General features: G+C 63.8%; 14 protein-coding genes and 1 pseudogene. 6 read left to right on the top strand and 9 right to left on the bottom strand.

The genetic code is table 11. The annotated features are described in order from the left end of the window. Nucleotides 1–73 precede the first annotated feature (73 nt). Nucleotides 74–1,306 (top strand): YbfB/YjiJ family MFS transporter, encoded by a 1,233-nt coding sequence (locus BM416_RS23410; RefSeq protein ID WP_092489607.1) that lies wholly within the window; start codon nt 74–76, stop codon nt 1,304–1,306. Then, on the top strand, nt 1,303–2,301 hold the full coding sequence (locus BM416_RS23405; RefSeq protein ID WP_092489606.1) for an NAD(P)H-quinone oxidoreductase: 999 nt from the start codon (nt 1,303–1,305) through the stop codon (nt 2,299–2,301). Before BM416_RS23410 ends, BM416_RS23405 begins: the two co-directional genes overlap by 4 nt. A gap of 260 nt (nt 2,302–2,561) precedes the next feature. Here BM416_RS23405 and BM416_RS23400 read toward each other — a convergent pair whose 3' ends face one another. The 3 genes and pseudogenes from BM416_RS23400 to BM416_RS23390 all read right to left on the bottom strand — a co-directional run bounded on the left by BM416_RS23400 (nt 2,562) and on the right by BM416_RS23390 (nt 5,066). Then, entirely contained in the window at nt 2,562–3,686 is a 1,125-nt protein-coding gene (locus BM416_RS23400; protein ID WP_092489605.1) for an alkene reductase, read from the bottom strand. A gap of 78 nt (nt 3,687–3,764) precedes the next feature. Continuing rightward, a complete protein-coding gene (locus tag BM416_RS23395; protein WP_027607567.1) occupies nt 3,765–4,442 on the bottom strand; it encodes a type 1 glutamine amidotransferase domain-containing protein in 678 nt (225 codons plus the stop codon). Next, a pseudogene (locus BM416_RS23390) lies at nt 4,439–5,066 on the bottom strand (TetR/AcrR family transcriptional regulator). Before BM416_RS23390 ends, BM416_RS23395 begins: the two are co-directional and overlap by 4 nt. 172 nt (nt 5,067–5,238) lie before the next feature. On the opposite strand from BM416_RS23390, the gene BM416_RS23385 reads away from it, so the two are divergent. Then, nucleotides 5,239–6,183 (top strand): GlxA family transcriptional regulator, encoded by a 945-nt coding sequence (locus BM416_RS23385; protein ID WP_027607569.1) that lies wholly within the window; start codon nt 5,239–5,241, stop codon nt 6,181–6,183. On the opposite strand, the gene BM416_RS23380 is transcribed toward BM416_RS23385, so the two are convergent. After that, on the bottom strand, nt 6,161–6,667 hold the full coding sequence (locus tag BM416_RS23380) for a GNAT family N-acetyltransferase (RefSeq protein ID WP_092489663.1): 507 nt from the start codon (nt 6,665–6,667) through the stop codon (nt 6,161–6,163). The two genes, BM416_RS23385 and BM416_RS23380, sit on opposite strands and share 23 nt — an antisense overlap. Before the next feature lie 177 nt (nt 6,668–6,844). Between BM416_RS23380 and BM416_RS23375 the strand changes: the two genes are divergently transcribed. Next, the gene (locus BM416_RS23375; protein ID WP_027607571.1) at nt 6,845–7,717 is read left to right on the top strand and encodes an undecaprenyl-diphosphate phosphatase; all 873 of its coding nucleotides are present in this window, start codon (nt 6,845–6,847) and stop codon (nt 7,715–7,717) included. 128 nt (nt 7,718–7,845) lie between these two features. Here BM416_RS23375 and BM416_RS23370 read toward each other — a convergent pair whose 3' ends face one another. Genes BM416_RS23370 through BM416_RS23350 form a run of 5 tightly spaced genes read right to left on the bottom strand, consistent with a single transcriptional unit; the run spans nt 7,846 to nt 12,323 of the window. Next, nucleotides 7,846–8,808 (bottom strand): Dyp-type peroxidase, encoded by a 963-nt coding sequence (locus tag BM416_RS23370; protein WP_092489603.1) that lies wholly within the window; start codon nt 8,806–8,808, stop codon nt 7,846–7,848. 49 nt (nt 8,809–8,857) lie between these two features. After that, the gene (locus BM416_RS23365) at nt 8,858–9,676 is read right to left on the bottom strand and encodes a sugar phosphate isomerase/epimerase family protein (protein WP_092489602.1); all 819 of its coding nucleotides are present in this window, start codon (nt 9,674–9,676) and stop codon (nt 8,858–8,860) included. A 1-nt stretch (nt 9,677) separates the two neighbouring features. Next, nucleotides 9,678–10,877 carry an NAD(P)/FAD-dependent oxidoreductase gene (locus tag BM416_RS23360; protein WP_092489601.1) on the bottom strand — a complete coding sequence of 400 codons (1,200 nt, stop codon included), beginning with the start codon at nt 10,875–10,877 and terminating at the stop codon, nt 9,678–9,680. A 2-nt stretch (nt 10,878–10,879) separates the two neighbouring features. Next, nucleotides 10,880–11,200, bottom strand: coding sequence for a MocE family 2Fe-2S type ferredoxin (locus tag BM416_RS23355; RefSeq protein ID WP_092489600.1), 321 nt, complete (start codon nt 11,198–11,200; stop codon nt 10,880–10,882). Nucleotides 11,201–11,228: 28 nt separating this feature from the next. Further along, a complete protein-coding gene (locus BM416_RS23350; protein WP_092489599.1) occupies nt 11,229–12,323 on the bottom strand; it encodes a fatty acid desaturase family protein in 1,095 nt (364 codons plus the stop codon). Between the two features lie 162 nt (nt 12,324–12,485). On the opposite strand from BM416_RS23350, the gene BM416_RS23345 reads away from it, so the two are divergent. Continuing rightward, nucleotides 12,486–13,535: a LacI family DNA-binding transcriptional regulator gene (locus BM416_RS23345; protein ID WP_092489598.1), complete on the top strand. Its 1,050-nt coding sequence runs from the start codon at nt 12,486–12,488 to the stop codon at nt 13,533–13,535. A gap of 119 nt (nt 13,536–13,654) precedes the next feature. Beyond that, on the top strand, nt 13,655–13,838 hold a 184-nt coding region (locus BM416_RS23340), incomplete at its 3' end, for a helix-turn-helix domain-containing protein (protein WP_092489597.1).

Here is a 13,838-nt window from a genome sequence, read left to right as displayed (position 1 = left end):
GTAATCGCTGCATTATTGCATCTATAAACCTGGATATGCTGGGCACCAGAGAAAAATACCCAGGACCGCCATCATGCTCGACACTCATGCCCCACCCCACCACTCCGTGTGGCTGCCGATCTTCGCCGGCCTGTGCGCCAGCCTGGTCAGCATCGGCCTGGCGCGCTTTGCGTACACGCCGTTGATTCCGTCGCTGATCCAGGCCCACTGGTTCAGCGCCAATGACGTGGTGTACCTCGGTGCCGCCAACCTGGTGGGTTACCTGATCGGCGCGCTGATCGGGCGGCCCATCGCCCAGCGCACCTCGAACAGGACTGCGCTGCGCATCATGATGGTGGCGGTGACCCTGGCGTTTTTCGCCTGCGGCTTCCCGCTGTCGGTGGTGTGGTTCTTCGCTTGGCGGCTGCTGTCGGGGATTGCCGGTGGCGCAATCATGGTGCTGGTGGCGGCGACCGTGTTGCCCCATGTTCCGGCAGCGCGCCGGGGCCTGGCCAGTGGCGCGATTTTCCTCGGTATCGGCCTGGGCATCGCCGGCTCCGGCACGCTGGTGCCGCCGCTGCTGAGCCTGGGTTTGCAGCAGACCTGGTTCGGCCTGGGCCTGCTGGCCGTGGTGTTGACCGCCGCCAGCTGGTTCGCCTGGCCGGCGGGCACGCTGCATGAAGACGCGCCGCCATCCGGCGCGGCCGTAGCAACGCCTTCCGGCGTGTACCTGCTGTTCGCCCAATACGCCTTCATGGCCGCGGGGCTGGTACCGGCGATGGTGTTCCTGGTGGATTACGTGGCCCGTGGCCTGGGGGCCGGGGCGCATATCGGCGCGATGATCTGGGTGATGTACGGCCTGGGGTCGATTGTGGGGCCGGTCACCTACGGGTTCCTGGCAGATAAACTGGGGGCGCGCTTGAGCATCCGCGTGGTGCTGGTGGTGCAGGCGATTGCCGTCGGTGCGTTGCCGTTTGCCGGCTCGTTGACTGGCCTGGCGGTCCTCGCGGTGATCCTCGGTTCTTTCCCGCCGGGCATCGTGCCGCTGGCGCTGGCGCGGGTGCACGAACTGATTCCCAACCATCATCAGCAGCAGGTCGCGTGGAGCCGTGCCACGGTGTCCTTTGCGACTTTCCAGGCGCTCTCGGGGTTTGCCTATTCCGCCCTGTTCAACGTCAGCGGAGGCCAGCATGCGCTGTTGTTCCTGATCGCCGCGGGGGCGATAGTGGTCGCCCTGGCCCTGGAACCGGGCATGCGCCTGCTGAACCGTCGGCCTTCCGACGCGGTCCCAACCCATACGCTCATCGCTGCAGGTAATCTAAAATGACGCTTCCCAAAGAAATGACCCTGATCGAAATCACCACCCCCGGTGGCCCCGAGGTGCTGCAACCACGCCGGGCAGATGTACCGGTGGCGGGCCCCGGCGAGATCTTGATTCGCGTGCATGCGGCCGGTGTCAATCGCCCCGACGCCCTGCAACGCGCCGGCAAGTACCCGATGAAACCCGGCATGAACCCGCTGCCTGGCCTGGAAGTGGCGGGCGAAGTCGCCGCGCTGGGCGACGGCGTGACCGAATACGCCGTGGGCGATAAGGTCTGTGCCCTGACCAATGGCGGCGGCTATGCGCAGTTCTGCACGGTGCCCGCCAGCCAGGCGCTGCCGATTCCTGAAGGCATGGACTGGATTCAAGCCGCCGCCGTGCCGGAAACCTTCTTCACCGTGTGGGCCAACCTGTTCGGCCTCGGCGATGCCCACACCGGCCAGCGCGTGCTGATCCACGGCGGCACCAGCGGCATCGGTACGACCGCGCTGATGCTGTGCCGCGAATTCGGCATCCAGGCCTTCGCCACCGCCGGCAGCGCCGACAAATGCGCGACCATCACCCAACTGGGCGGCGAGCCGATCAACTACCGGGAACAGGATTTTGCCGAGGTCATCGCGCAACAGACCGATGGCCAGGGCGTGGATGTGATCCTCGACATCATGGGGGCCTCGTATCTCAACAACAACCTCAAGGCCCTGGCCATGGACGGGCACCTGGTGATGCTGGGTTTCCTCGGCGGCGCCAAGGCCAACGACGTCGACCTGTTGAGCATCCTCGGCAAGCGCGCGGTGATTACCGGCTCGCTGTTGCGTGCGCGCAGCAAGGATGAAAAAGCCGCGATTGCCGCACAGTTGCGCGAGTACATCTGGCCGGTACTGGAGGCCGGGCGTTGCCTGCCGATCATCGACAAGGTGTACGAATACACCGACGCCGCCCAGGCCCATGCACGGATGGAAGGTGGGGACCATATCGGCAAGATTGTGTTGCGGGTGGAGTAACCAGCAGGCAACACAAAGCAAATGTGTGAGGGGCAAGCAGTAACCTGTAGTGAGCGGGCTTGCCCCGCGCTGGGTTGCGAAGCAGCCCCAATAAGAGCGCTGCAGTGTGTCAGGCAGCTCCGGGGCTGTGTTTGAGGCTGCTGCGCAGCCCAGCGCGGGGCAAGCCCGCTCACCACAAAAAGCCCGCTCACCACAGTTAATAGTGTTCCTTCTTAAATGGCTGGCATCAGGGCAAGCCCCCTCCCACATTGACCGCGTTCTTACTCGGAATAGGTGGGGTAGTCGATGTAGCCAACCTCCCCTCCACCATACATCCCCTCTTCCCGCAGCGGGTTCAACGGCCAGCCCTTGAATAGCCGTTGCGGCAGGTCCGGGTTGGCAATGAACGGCCGTCCGAACGCAATCAAATCCGCCAGCCCGGCGTCGACCAGTTTCGCGCCGCGTTCAGCGGTGTAGCGACCGGCGTAGATAATGCGACCGCTGAAGGTGCTGCGCACGGCTTCACGGAAGCTGTCGGGCAGCACGGGGGCGTTGTCCCAGTCGGCTTCGGCGATGGACACGTAGGCGATGCCCGACTGTTCCAGCACCTTGATCGCTTCGATGTAGGTGTGGTGCGGGTCTTCTTCTACCAGGCCGATGTACACACGGTCCTGGTCGGTGCCGCTGAACAACGGCGAGAACCGCACGCCCAGGCGCTCCGGCCCGACCACCTTGCTGACGGCTTCGACGATCTCGCGCAAAAAGCGCAGGCGATTGTGCAGCGAACCACCGTACTCATCGTCGCGCTGGTTGGCATGGGCCGAGATGAACTGGTTGACCAGGTAACCGTTGGCCGAATGAATTTCCACACCGTCAAACCCGGCGTCCAGGGCATTGCGTGCGGCCTGGGCGTAGTGCCCGACCAATTCTTCAATCTCGAGCACGCTCAAGGCGCGAGGCACCGGCGGTTGCTTCAATTCACCCGTGCCAGGCCCGGTCTCGATAAAGGCCTTGGCTTGCCGGGCTTGAATCGCCGACGGTGCCACCGGTGCGGCGCCGTCAGGCTGCAAGGCGTTGTGGGACACACGGCCCACATGCCACAGCTGGGCAAAGATCACCCCGCCTTCGGCATGCACCGCGTCGGTGACCTTGCGCCAGCCGTCGATCTGCGCCGGGGTGTAGATGCCCGGCGTCCAGGCATAACCCTGGCCACGGGGTTCGATCTGGGTGCCTTCGCTGACCATGAAACCGGCCTTAGCGCGCTGGCGGTAATACTCGGCCATCAGGTCGGTGGCGATATCGCCGGGCTGGGCGCTGCGCTGGCGCGTCAACGGTGGCAGCACGATACGGTTGTTCAAGGTGTGACGGCCCAGTTTGACCGGGGTACTTAAAACGCTGTTAGTCATTGGGGTATTCCAAATTCGAGACGAGCAAAAGCATTGGCGACTGTTGCAAGTCGCCAATGAATGAAAGGGTTAATTAACTTACGCGGTGAGTTTGAGCAGCGCCTTGGCCACGTCACTGGAACTGGCAGGGTTCTGCCCAGTGATCAGCAAACCATCTTCGAGCACGAAGGATTGCCAGTCGGCGCCCTTCTGATAGTTGCCGCCCAGTGCCTTGAAATCATCTTCAATCAGGAACGGCACCACCTCGGTCAGGCCCACCGCCGCTTCTTCCGAGTTGGAGAAGCCGGTGACGCGACGGCCCTTGACCAGCGGCTCGCCATTGACCGCCTTGACGTGGCGCAAGGCGCCCGGTGCGTGGCAGACAAAGCCGATGGGCTTTCCGGCACGTTCGAAGGACTCGATCAGGGCGATGGACACCGGCGACTCTGCCAGGTCCCACAGCGGGCCGTGGCCGCCTGGGTAGAACACGGTGTCGAAGTCGTCAGCGTTGACCGTGTCCAGCTTGACCGTGCTGGCCAGGGCCTGTTGCGCGGCAGGGTCGGCGGCAAAGCGGCGAGTCTGCTCGGTTTGCGCGTCGGGCGCGTCACTCACCGGGTCCAGGGGTGGCTGGCCACCGGCCGGGGACGCCAGCACCAGTTCGGCGCCGGCGTCCTTGAACACGTAATAGGGTGCGGCAAATTCTTCGAGCCAGAAGCCGGTCTTGCGGCCGGTGTCGCCAAGCTGGTCGTGAGAGGTCAGTACCATTAATACTTTCATTTTCCAGTGCCTCGATCAGTGAATGTCAGTGTGTCCAGGGCAACCCAACAGCTGTCGGGTCAGCAGCAACGCCTCCTCAAAAGGCGCGGATGTCCGGGTGATCTTGCTCATCACGCTGGTCCCCAGCCACAGCGCGTACAGGCGCCGGGCCAGGCTTGCAGGGGCTTGGTCGACGGCCAGGGAACCGTCCTCAAGGCCACGCTGTATGGCGATGGCGAGTAAATCGATGGTGCGCGACGTGCCACGTTCCAGCGCCAGGCGCATGGGCTCTGAAAGGTCTGACACCTCCGCACCCAGTTTGACGGCAAGGCATTTGCCCGCATCGGTGCAACCGGTCTGATTGTCGATCCAGGCCTGCCAATAACGCATCAACTTGGCGTGCTGGGATAAACCGGGTTGGTCGAACAGTTGCTGCATGCCGTGCACGTAGTTGTCGAAGTAGGTGTCGAGCAACACGACACCGAAGCCATCCTTGGAATTGAAGTAGTGATAGAACGAGCCTTTAGGCACCTCGGCGGCTTGCAGTATTTCGTTCAAGCCCACCGCAGAAAAACCTTTGCGGCCGACAATCAATCGCGCCGTATCAAGAATGGTCTGCCGTGCACTTTTAGTTTCGCTGCTCATGCTTCACTCCGTCCGATTAGACCAGTCGTCTAGTTCGTTGAGGGAATGTTAGGGGCCGCGCCAACCCCTCACAATGTCATATGCGCAAGGATTCCGGACATGACCCGAAGTCGGTTGCCGTTTTCCCGGCAGCCGCCGACAATCCACCCTCCCACGCCCCTGGAGACATGCGATGCACAGCGTTGCGCTGATGGTTTACCCGAACTTCCAATCCCTGAGCCTCAGCCTGGGCTCGGTGTTCGAGTGCGCGAACCTGCTGCGTGGAGAGCCTGCCTATGAGTTTCACCTGGTGTCGGAAAGCGGCGGCGCGGTGATGACGTCCCAGGGCTTTTCGGTGAACACCTCGCCCCTGCGGCCCCAAGGCTACGACACGCTGATCGTCAGCGGTTACCTGGAGTTTCGCCTGCCGGAGGCCAACCTGCTGGCACTGGTCAAGGCCGCCTCGGCCCAATCGCGGCGTGTCGCCTCGTTGTGCATGGGCATCTTCGTGCTGGCCGAGGCCGGCTTGCTCGACGGCAAGCGCACCACCACCCACTGGATCCACGCGCCGGCCTTTCGCAAGCGCTACCCGGACATCCGCCTGGAAGAAGACAAGCTGTTTATCGTTGACGGCCAGGTATGGACCGGCGCCGGCATGAGTGCCGGGGTGGACATGGCGCTGGCCATGGTGGAGAACGACCTGGGCAGCGACCTCGCCCGGCGCATTGCGCGCAAGCTGGTGATCGCCCAGCGCCGGGGCAGCGAGCAATCGCAGTTGTCTGCACTGTTGGAGCTGGACCCCAAGTCCGACCGTGTGCAACTGGCCCTGGCCTACGCCCGCGAAAACCTCACCCATGACCTGTCGGTGGACGCCCTGGCCGAGGTGGCCCGGCTGAGCCCACGTCAATTCAGCCGGGTATTTCGCGAAGAAACCGGGCAGACGCCGGCCAAGGCCATCGAATCCCTGCGGGTTGAAGCCGCACGGGCGATGATGGAAACCAGCCGTCATCCGGTGGAAGTGGTGGCCCGCGAAACCGGGTTCGGTGATCGCGAGCGCATGCGCCAGGCGTTTCTAAGGGCGTTCGGGCAGCCGCCCCAGGCGATGCAGCACACCTTTAATGCAACACCGCCCGCGTAACCAGGTAACTCATCAACTGCGGGTCATCCGCCAGTTCAAGGGCGTGCACCGGGCGCGGCAGGTTATCCAGCACCGTACGCCAGAACGCCTGGGACACTTCGTCCTGGTCATAAAACCGCACCAGCCAATCCGCCTCGCCGCTGCACAACACCTGGGTGGCGATGGCGCGGCCGATGCCTTTGCGGCGATAGCGCTTGAGGATAAACAGGTCGGCCAGTTCCAGGGCGTCGATGCCCGGCAACTCGCTGCCCTCGATCAGCAGGAAGCCGGCGATATAGCCGTCCACCAACAACAGGTTGGCGCTCCAGTGCGGGTCTTGCCAGTAGCGGTTCAGGTGCTGGTCATGGATGTAGAAACGGCCGTCCGCCTCGACATCTTCCTGCTCCCAGTCCGACGATTCATAGGCGTAGTACTGGTAGAGATTGCGGATCAGCTCGGCTTCTTCGGGGCCGGTCTGGATCAGTTCCACGGTGGTTTCAGGCATGGGGCTCTCGGTCAAAAAACGCAGGGCGCCATTGTTCACAAAACCTCGGCGCAGTCCAATAGCGCCGCGAACCTTTCTACTTGCTGAACCGATTGCAAATAGCGACGAGCCCTGCCGAAGCGCTGAAACATTTCGAATAAACTCCGCCGGCTCGCCACTTTTTCAAGGACACGCACTTTGACCAACGTCTGTACCGCCGGCCTGGATGTGGGCTTCGCCTCCCTGGATTACCTGCAGATCTTTATCCTGGGCGTGATCCAGGGCATTACCGAATTGCTGCCGGTCTCCTCCACCGCCCATATGCGTGTGGTGCCCGCCCTGCTCGGCTGGCAAGACCCCGGCTCGGCGTTTTCGGCGGCCATGCAGCTGGCGGCACTGGCGGCGGTGGTCAGTTACTTCTGGCGCGATGTGCGCCAAGTGACCACGGGCAGCATCGACGCGGTGCGCCGGGGCGACTACAACGATCCATGGTTCAAGCTGGCCGTGGCGATTGTGTTGGCGACCATTCCGATCGGGATCGCCGGGCTGGCCTTGTCGTCGACCCTGAACGCCTGCAATTCGCCGCTGCGCGGGCTGCTGGTGATCGGTATTTCCTGCGTGGTAATGGCGGTGCTGCTGGCGGCGGCCGAGCTGCGTGCCCGGCATACCCGCGAGGTCAGCCAGATGCGCCTGCGGGATGCGCTGATCGTCGGGGTCGCGCAGATCGGCGCGTTGATTCCGGGCGTATCGCGTTCCGGCTCGACCCTCACCGCGGCCCTGTTCCTCAACTTCAAACGCGAAGAAGCCGCGCGCTTTTCCTTCCTGCTGGGCCTGCCCGCCATCGCCCTCGCCGGCTTGAAGGAGCTGTGGGTGTTGCTGCATGCCGATATGCCCGCCCATGCCTGGCCGCATTTGTTGTTCGGGCTGGTGGTGGCCAGCGTCTCGGCGTTCTTCGCGATCTGGGGCCTGATGAAGTTCCTCGAGCGGTTCTCCACCTGGCCGTTTGTGATCTATCGCGCGCTGCTGGGGGTGTTCCTGATTGTGGCCGTCAGTACCGGGCTGCTGGGTTGATATAACACCCGGCATCAATCTCATGTGGGAGGGGGCTTGCCCCCGATGAGGGCGTGTCAGTTGATGCAACTTTAACTGACCCAATGCTATCGGGAGCAAGCCCCCTCCCACATTTGAACTGCTTTGCTTTACAGCCCGCCCGTACGCTCCGCCAGTGTTTCGAGCAGGTCAGCCGACGGCACGAAAAACAACCCGCCGGTGACCGCTGTGCTGAAGTCGAGCAAGCGGTCGTAGTTGCCTGCCGGGCGGCCGACGAACATGTTTTCCAGCATCTGCTCCAGCGGCTGCGGCGAGCGTGCGTAGCCGATGAAGTAGGTGCCGAACTCCCCGGCCCCCGGGCGGCCGAAGGGCATGTTGTCGCGCAGGATTTTGACTTCTTCGCCGTTCTCGTCGGTGATCACGGTCAGGGCGCTGTGGGCATTGCTCGGCTTGGCGTCTTCGCCTAACTCGATATCCGACAGCTTGGTACGCCCGATCACCTTCTCCTGGGCTTCCACCGTCAGGCTGTTCCAGGCGGTCATGTTGTGCAGGTATTTCTGCACCAGCACGTAGCTGCCGCCTTCGAATCCGGGGTCTTCGTCGCCGACGATAGTGAAGCCCACGGCCTTGCGCCCCACCGGGTTCTCGGTGCCGTCGACAAAGCCAATGATGCTGCGCATGTCGAAGTAGCGGAAACCCTGGACTTCATCCACCACCTTCACGCTATCGCCCAGGGCGGTCATCAGTTGGGTGGCGAGTTCAAAGCACAGGTCCATCTGCTCGGCGCGGATATGCAGGAGGATGTCGCCGGGCGTCGACACCGCCATGCGCCCTTCCACACCGAACTCCCGAAACGGGTGCAACGCCGCCGGGCGCGGTGCGCCGAACAAGCGGTCCCAGGCCTGCGAGCCAAAGCCGCAGACGCAGGTGAGGTTGCCCGCCGGCACGCGTTTGCCCACCGAACGCACCAGCCCGGCGATGTCTGCGCACCAGGCGCGCACGCCGTCTTCACTGCCGGGGGCGACGGTGGCGACCATAAAGATCGCGCTGCTGGTAATCGGGTGGCAGACGGACTGCGGTTCAAGAGGCGGCTGAACGGAGGAAGTCGGCATGGGGCAAATCCAGGCTAGGGGCGGAAGTGAACCCGCGCAGGTTAGCAGATCATTTCCGACACGCCTGCCACACGTCGCGAATCAAGGCCTTGAGCTGCAACGCCTCGGCCCAGCGATCACTGATTTCACGCCCATCGGCGCCGGTGATGGCATAGGGCGGCGGGCCCAGTTCGCAGGTGAAGGACAGGCTGTGCGGGGTGTCGGGGCGGGCCAGCCAGTCCTCGATCCCGTAGCGCCACCACTGGGTAAAGCGCTGCACCCAGGCCTGGTGCTGAGGGAACGCCAGCGACACCTGCACCTGTTCACTGCTGGCCACACGGCCATGAAAGCCCCAGCTGTGGCGCAGGATCGTGCGGATCTGCTCGTCGTCTTCGGCGGCGCCGGGCTCGGGCAGCTCGCGGCCGACCACGTAGTGAGACAGGTCGGCCAGCAGCTTCAAATCGGGCATCTGCGCCAGCAAGTCGAGGGTGAACAACAGGTCGCTGGTGAGGCGATAGCGGTGGGTTTCCAGCAGCACCGGAAAATCCACCTGCTCGGCCAGGCGTTGCCAGCCTTCGATCAAGCGGGCGGCTTCGGTTTGGGTGCGCGGGCGCACATCGGCTTGCAGGGTGAGGTGGTGGCAGCCGTGGCGGCTGATCACATCCAGTGCCGCCGCCAGGTCGTCGACGCTTTGCGGGAACAACTGGCCTTCGATCTGCAGGCCCCGCGCCGTGGCGGCTGCGTGCAGGCGCGCGACATTGGCGGCGTGCCAGTAGTGATCGGTAATGCCGTCGAAACCGGCGGCCTTGATGCGGTCGAGTTGGGCCTCCATGGGGCCGGGCTCGGTGTGCATCGCCCAGAGGGATTGGAATACCAGGAATTGGCGCATATCAGCCTCGCAGCAGGTGTTTGAGGGACACGTCGGGGTCGGCCAGGCTGGCCGCGTTCAGGGCGATGCGCGCGCTGATCAGGCGTTCGCACAGCTTGACGTCCTTGGCCACGCTGTTGCCGGGGCCCCAGCCGCAGGCGCCTTGCAAACGTTGGTCGGCGTCGAGGTAGAACAGCAACAGCCCCGCGCCCGGCAAGGCACGGCTGACGGTCAGCGGCGTGATCACGCCCACGGTCTGCAAGCCCCAGTCGTACTGGTCGGACCAGAAGCCGGGCAGCGCTTCGAACGGCTCATCACGCCCGAGCATGTTCAGTGCGGCATGCCGCCCTTGGGCCTCGGCATTGCGCCAGGTTTCCTGGCGCTGGTACTCACCGCCGAGGCGAAACTCGCACACGTCACCTGCCGCGTAGATGTCCGGCGCGCTGGTGCGCAGGTGCGCGTCGACGCGAATGCCCTGCCCCACCTCCAGCCCCGCCGCCACGGCCAGCTCGATATTCGGTTGCATGCCGATGCCGACCACCACCCGGTCGCAGGGCAGTAACTGCCCGTCCACCAGTTGCACCGCCTCTGCATGGATCGACTCCAACGCCACATTCAAGCGCACGTCGACACCCTGTTGGCGATGCACCTGCAGCAGCGCTTCGGAGATGACCGGCGCCAGCACCCGGCCCGCCAAGCGCGGCCCGGCTTCGAGCACCGTCACCTCACAGCCCAGGCCACGGGCGGTCGCCGCGACTTCCAGGCCGATAAACCCGCCGCCGACAATCACCAGCCGCGCTCCGGGCCGCAATGCGGATTTCAGCGCCAGCGCTTCATCATGGGTGCGCAGGTACAACACGTTGGCCCGCGCCTGGGGCAAGCGTCGCGCCCTGCCGCCGGTGGCCAGCAACAGCCCGGAGTAGCTCAACCACTGGCCGTCGGCCAATTGCAGGCGGTGTTGCGACGGGTCCAATTGGCTGACCGGGTTACCGGCGATATGTTCGATGCCTAACTCGGCGAGCCGGGCGCTGTCGCACAGGCTGCAGCCGGCCAGGTCCATGCTGCCCTGCAACAGGCCCTTGGAAAGGGGCGGCCGCTCGTAGGGCACGTGCGGTTCGTCGCCGATCAGGATGAGGCGCCCGCTGTAGCCTTCTTCACGCAGGGTCAATGCCGCGCGGCCACCGGCATGGCCGGCGCCGACGATGATCAGGGCGGCGTTCATCATCAAGCCATGACGGCGAGCAACACCCGCCCCGCTTCGACCCGCACCGGATAGGTCTTGAGGTTGACGCACACCGGCGCGCCCAGGGCCTTGCCCGAGCGGTAATCGAAGCGCCCGTTGTGCTTGGGGCACTCGATCACATGGTCCATCACCAGGCCGTCGGCGAGGTGGATTTTCTCGTGGGTGCACAGGCCGGCGGTGGCGAAAAACTCATTGTCCGCCGAGCGGAACACCGCGTAGGTGTGCGCCCCGTGGTCGAAGCGCAGCACGTCTTCCGCGTCTATTTCGCCCACGGCGCAGACGTCGATCCATTGATCGTTCATGGCGTTTTCTCTTGTTCTTGGGTGGGATTCAGCCGGCAGTGGCTTCTGCATGCATCGGGGCCCTGGCGGCCGGTTCAGCGCTGGGGCGGATGGGACGCTGGACGAAGTAAGTCGGATCCCTGCGCTGCTTCCAGATCGTCGGAAGGATCTCCTTGTACGCCTCGAACAGGTTGGCGTACGGCGGCGGGCAGTCGCTGCGGATCTCTTCGTGCAATTGCGCCAAGGCGTGGTACGGCACCATCGGGTACATGTGGTGTTCGAGGTGGTAGTTCATGTCCATGTAGATAAAGCGCAGCACGCGGTTCATGTAGATGGTGCGGCAGTTGCTGCGGTGGTCGAGCACATCTTCGGCCAGGCCCACATGCTGGGTGAGGCCGAACACGTAGCCGAGCCAGGCGCCGTAGATACTTGGCAGCCCAACCAGCATCAGCGGCAACCAGCTGTGCAGGTACAACGCGGTGCCGATCACCAGCGCATAAATACCGACCCAGATACGCGCGGCGCGGAACACCTTGGGCCACTCGGATTCGGGGATGAAATCCGCCTCCTGGGCACTCATCTGGCCGATGGCATGGCGCGCCACACCGCTGAAGGTCTTCCAGGCCAGGGGCAGGTTGAACAGGCTGAGAAACATCATCGGCAGGCTCGGCGGGCGAGGCTCGACGATCTCCGGGTCGCGGCCGACGACGATGGTGTCGGTGTGGTGCCGGGCATGGCTCCAGCGCCACACGTGGGGTTCGAAGATGCACATGAAGCTTGCGACCTGATACAGCACGTCGTTCATCCAGCGGGTCTTGAACGCGGTGCCGTGGCCGGTTTCGTGCCAGCGCGGGTTGGACGCGGTGCCGTACAGCACGCCATAGACGAGGAAGAACGGCACGCAGGCCCACGTGCCCCAGAACCAGTAGCCGCCGAAGCCGGTGACGAACAGCGCGACCACCCACATAGCGGTGTCGAGCAAGGCCGGGCCGTCGCGGCGTTGCATCAGTTCTTTCATGCGTTTACGGGAAATCGGCGATTGGTACCAACTGGCCGAGACCAGGCCTTTTTCCGCCGCGCGGGCGGCTTCGGGGCCGGTGAGGCTGTAGTCGCGCCGAGCGGTGTGAGCGGTGTGTTCAGGCATTGTTATTGTTCTCCGCAAGCGAGAGGTTTCAGGTGCTTTGCGAAACCAACGATAGAGCGCGGCTAAATCACCCTCAAGGCCTTGAATCCATTCCCTATCAAGCTATCATCCAGGCCCAGCGGGGCTTGATAGTTTTCTATCAAGACGCTCAAGGGGGCTGTCATGAACAACAATAAACGCCCGACCATCGCCACCGTCGCCGCCCATGCGGGCCTCAGCGTGGCCACCGTCGACCGCGTGCTGAATGCGCGCGCGCCGGTCAATCCGCAAACGGCCGAGCAGGTGTTCCAGGCTGCCGAAGCGGTGGGCTATTTTGCTGCACGGTTGATCGGCCAGCGCATACGCGAACGCCGGCCCACCTATCGCTTCGGCATCCTGCTGCTGGGCACCGCCCAGGCGTTCTATGCCCACCTGGCGCAGTCGATCAGCGAGGCGGCGCAGCATCACGCCAGCGCCAACCTGACCTGCCAATTCGACTACATCAACGACCGCACACCCAGCGCCATCGTCGCGCAGATCGAACAACTGGCCGTGCAGTGCGATGGCCTCGCCGTGGTCAGCTTCGCCCACCCGCTGATCAACGCCTGCCTGGCGCAGATCCGCGAGGCCGGCGTGCCGGTGGTGGCCCTGCTCTCGGATATTCATGAGCAAGCCCTTGAACCCTACGTGGGCCAGGACAACCACGTGGTCGGCCGCACCATGGGCTGGCTGCTCGCCCGCACCTGCGGCGCACGCAAAGGCAGCGTGGGGATCCTGCTCGGCGGCCATCGCTTCCTCGGTCACCAGGCACGGGTCGAAGGCCTGTACAGCTACCTCGCCGAACACGCCCCCGGCCTCAAGCCGCTGGAGCCACTGATCAACCTGGACAACTGCGACATCACCGAAGAAGCCACCCTCGACCTGCTCACCCGCCACACCGACCTGCGCGGCCTGTGCGTGGTGGGCGGCGGCGGCGACGGCATCATCAGCGCCCTCGCGCAACTGCCCAAACGCCCGGCGTTGTGCTGCATTTTGCAGGAGTCCACGGCGCTGTCACGCCAGGCACTGAGCCAGGGGTTGATCGATGTGGTGATGGACTCACAGCCCAGGCAGACGGCGAACGCGCTGGTGCAGTTGCTGGTGGAATTGCAGGGTGCCGAGGGGTTTGATCCGGGGCGGCATCGGGTGCATATCGCGCCGCAGATTGTGACGTCGGAGAACATGTGTACCTGATACATGGAGATCAAAATGTGGGAGGGGGCTTGCCCCGGTACAAACCGGGGACATCGTTTACATTTCTAACCGGGGACATGGTTTACAGGCTAATACGCATGATCAGGAGGTAACTGATCATGCCCTGGAACCAAGAGTCCCCCATGAATCAAAGAATCAAGCTGGTAGCTGATTGGCTTTCTGGCAACTTCACCAAAAGCCAGTTGGCACGCCGCTTTGACGTTAGCCGACCTACCGTCGATAAGTGGATTGCCCGGCACGACGGCGACTTGAGGTCTTTATCCGAACTGTCCCGGCGACCTC

It is taken from the genome of Pseudomonas sp. NFACC42-2, from assembly GCF_900116055.1.
Classification (GTDB): domain Bacteria; phylum Pseudomonadota; class Gammaproteobacteria; order Pseudomonadales; family Pseudomonadaceae; genus Aquipseudomonas; species Aquipseudomonas marginalis.
Note: the sequence above shows the minus strand (reverse complement) of the source record. Positions and strands in the feature narration are given on the sequence as shown.

What these genes read in the sequence shown, in the direction of transcription:
- BM416_RS23395 (WP_027607567.1), bottom strand. Translation starts at nt 4,442, where the DNA reads ATGAAAGTATTAATGGTACTGACCTCTCACGACCAGCTTGGCGACACC.
- BM416_RS23385 (WP_027607569.1), top strand. Translation starts at nt 5,239, where the DNA reads ATGCACAGCGTTGCGCTGATGGTTTACCCGAACTTCCAATCCCTGAGC.
- BM416_RS23370 (WP_092489603.1), bottom strand. Translation starts at nt 8,808, where the DNA reads ATGCCGACTTCCTCCGTTCAGCCGCCTCTTGAACCGCAGTCCGTCTGC.
- BM416_RS23380 (WP_092489663.1), bottom strand. Translation starts at nt 6,667, where the DNA reads ATGCCTGAAACCACCGTGGAACTGATCCAGACCGGCCCCGAAGAAGCC.
- BM416_RS23400 (WP_092489605.1), bottom strand. Translation starts at nt 3,686, where the DNA reads ATGACTAACAGCGTTTTAAGTACCCCGGTCAAACTGGGCCGTCACACC.
- BM416_RS23360 (WP_092489601.1), bottom strand. Translation starts at nt 10,877, where the DNA reads ATGAACGCCGCCCTGATCATCGTCGGCGCCGGCCATGCCGGTGGCCGC.
- BM416_RS23355 (WP_092489600.1), bottom strand. Translation starts at nt 11,200, where the DNA reads ATGAACGATCAATGGATCGACGTCTGCGCCGTGGGCGAAATAGACGCG.
- BM416_RS23410 (WP_092489607.1), top strand. Translation starts at nt 74, where the DNA reads ATGCTCGACACTCATGCCCCACCCCACCACTCCGTGTGGCTGCCGATC.
- BM416_RS23345 (WP_092489598.1), top strand. Translation starts at nt 12,486, where the DNA reads ATGAACAACAATAAACGCCCGACCATCGCCACCGTCGCCGCCCATGCG.
- BM416_RS23350 (WP_092489599.1), bottom strand. Translation starts at nt 12,323, where the DNA reads ATGCCTGAACACACCGCTCACACCGCTCGGCGCGACTACAGCCTCACC.
- BM416_RS23405 (WP_092489606.1), top strand. Translation starts at nt 1,303, where the DNA reads ATGACGCTTCCCAAAGAAATGACCCTGATCGAAATCACCACCCCCGGT.
- BM416_RS23365 (WP_092489602.1), bottom strand. Translation starts at nt 9,676, where the DNA reads ATGCGCCAATTCCTGGTATTCCAATCCCTCTGGGCGATGCACACCGAG.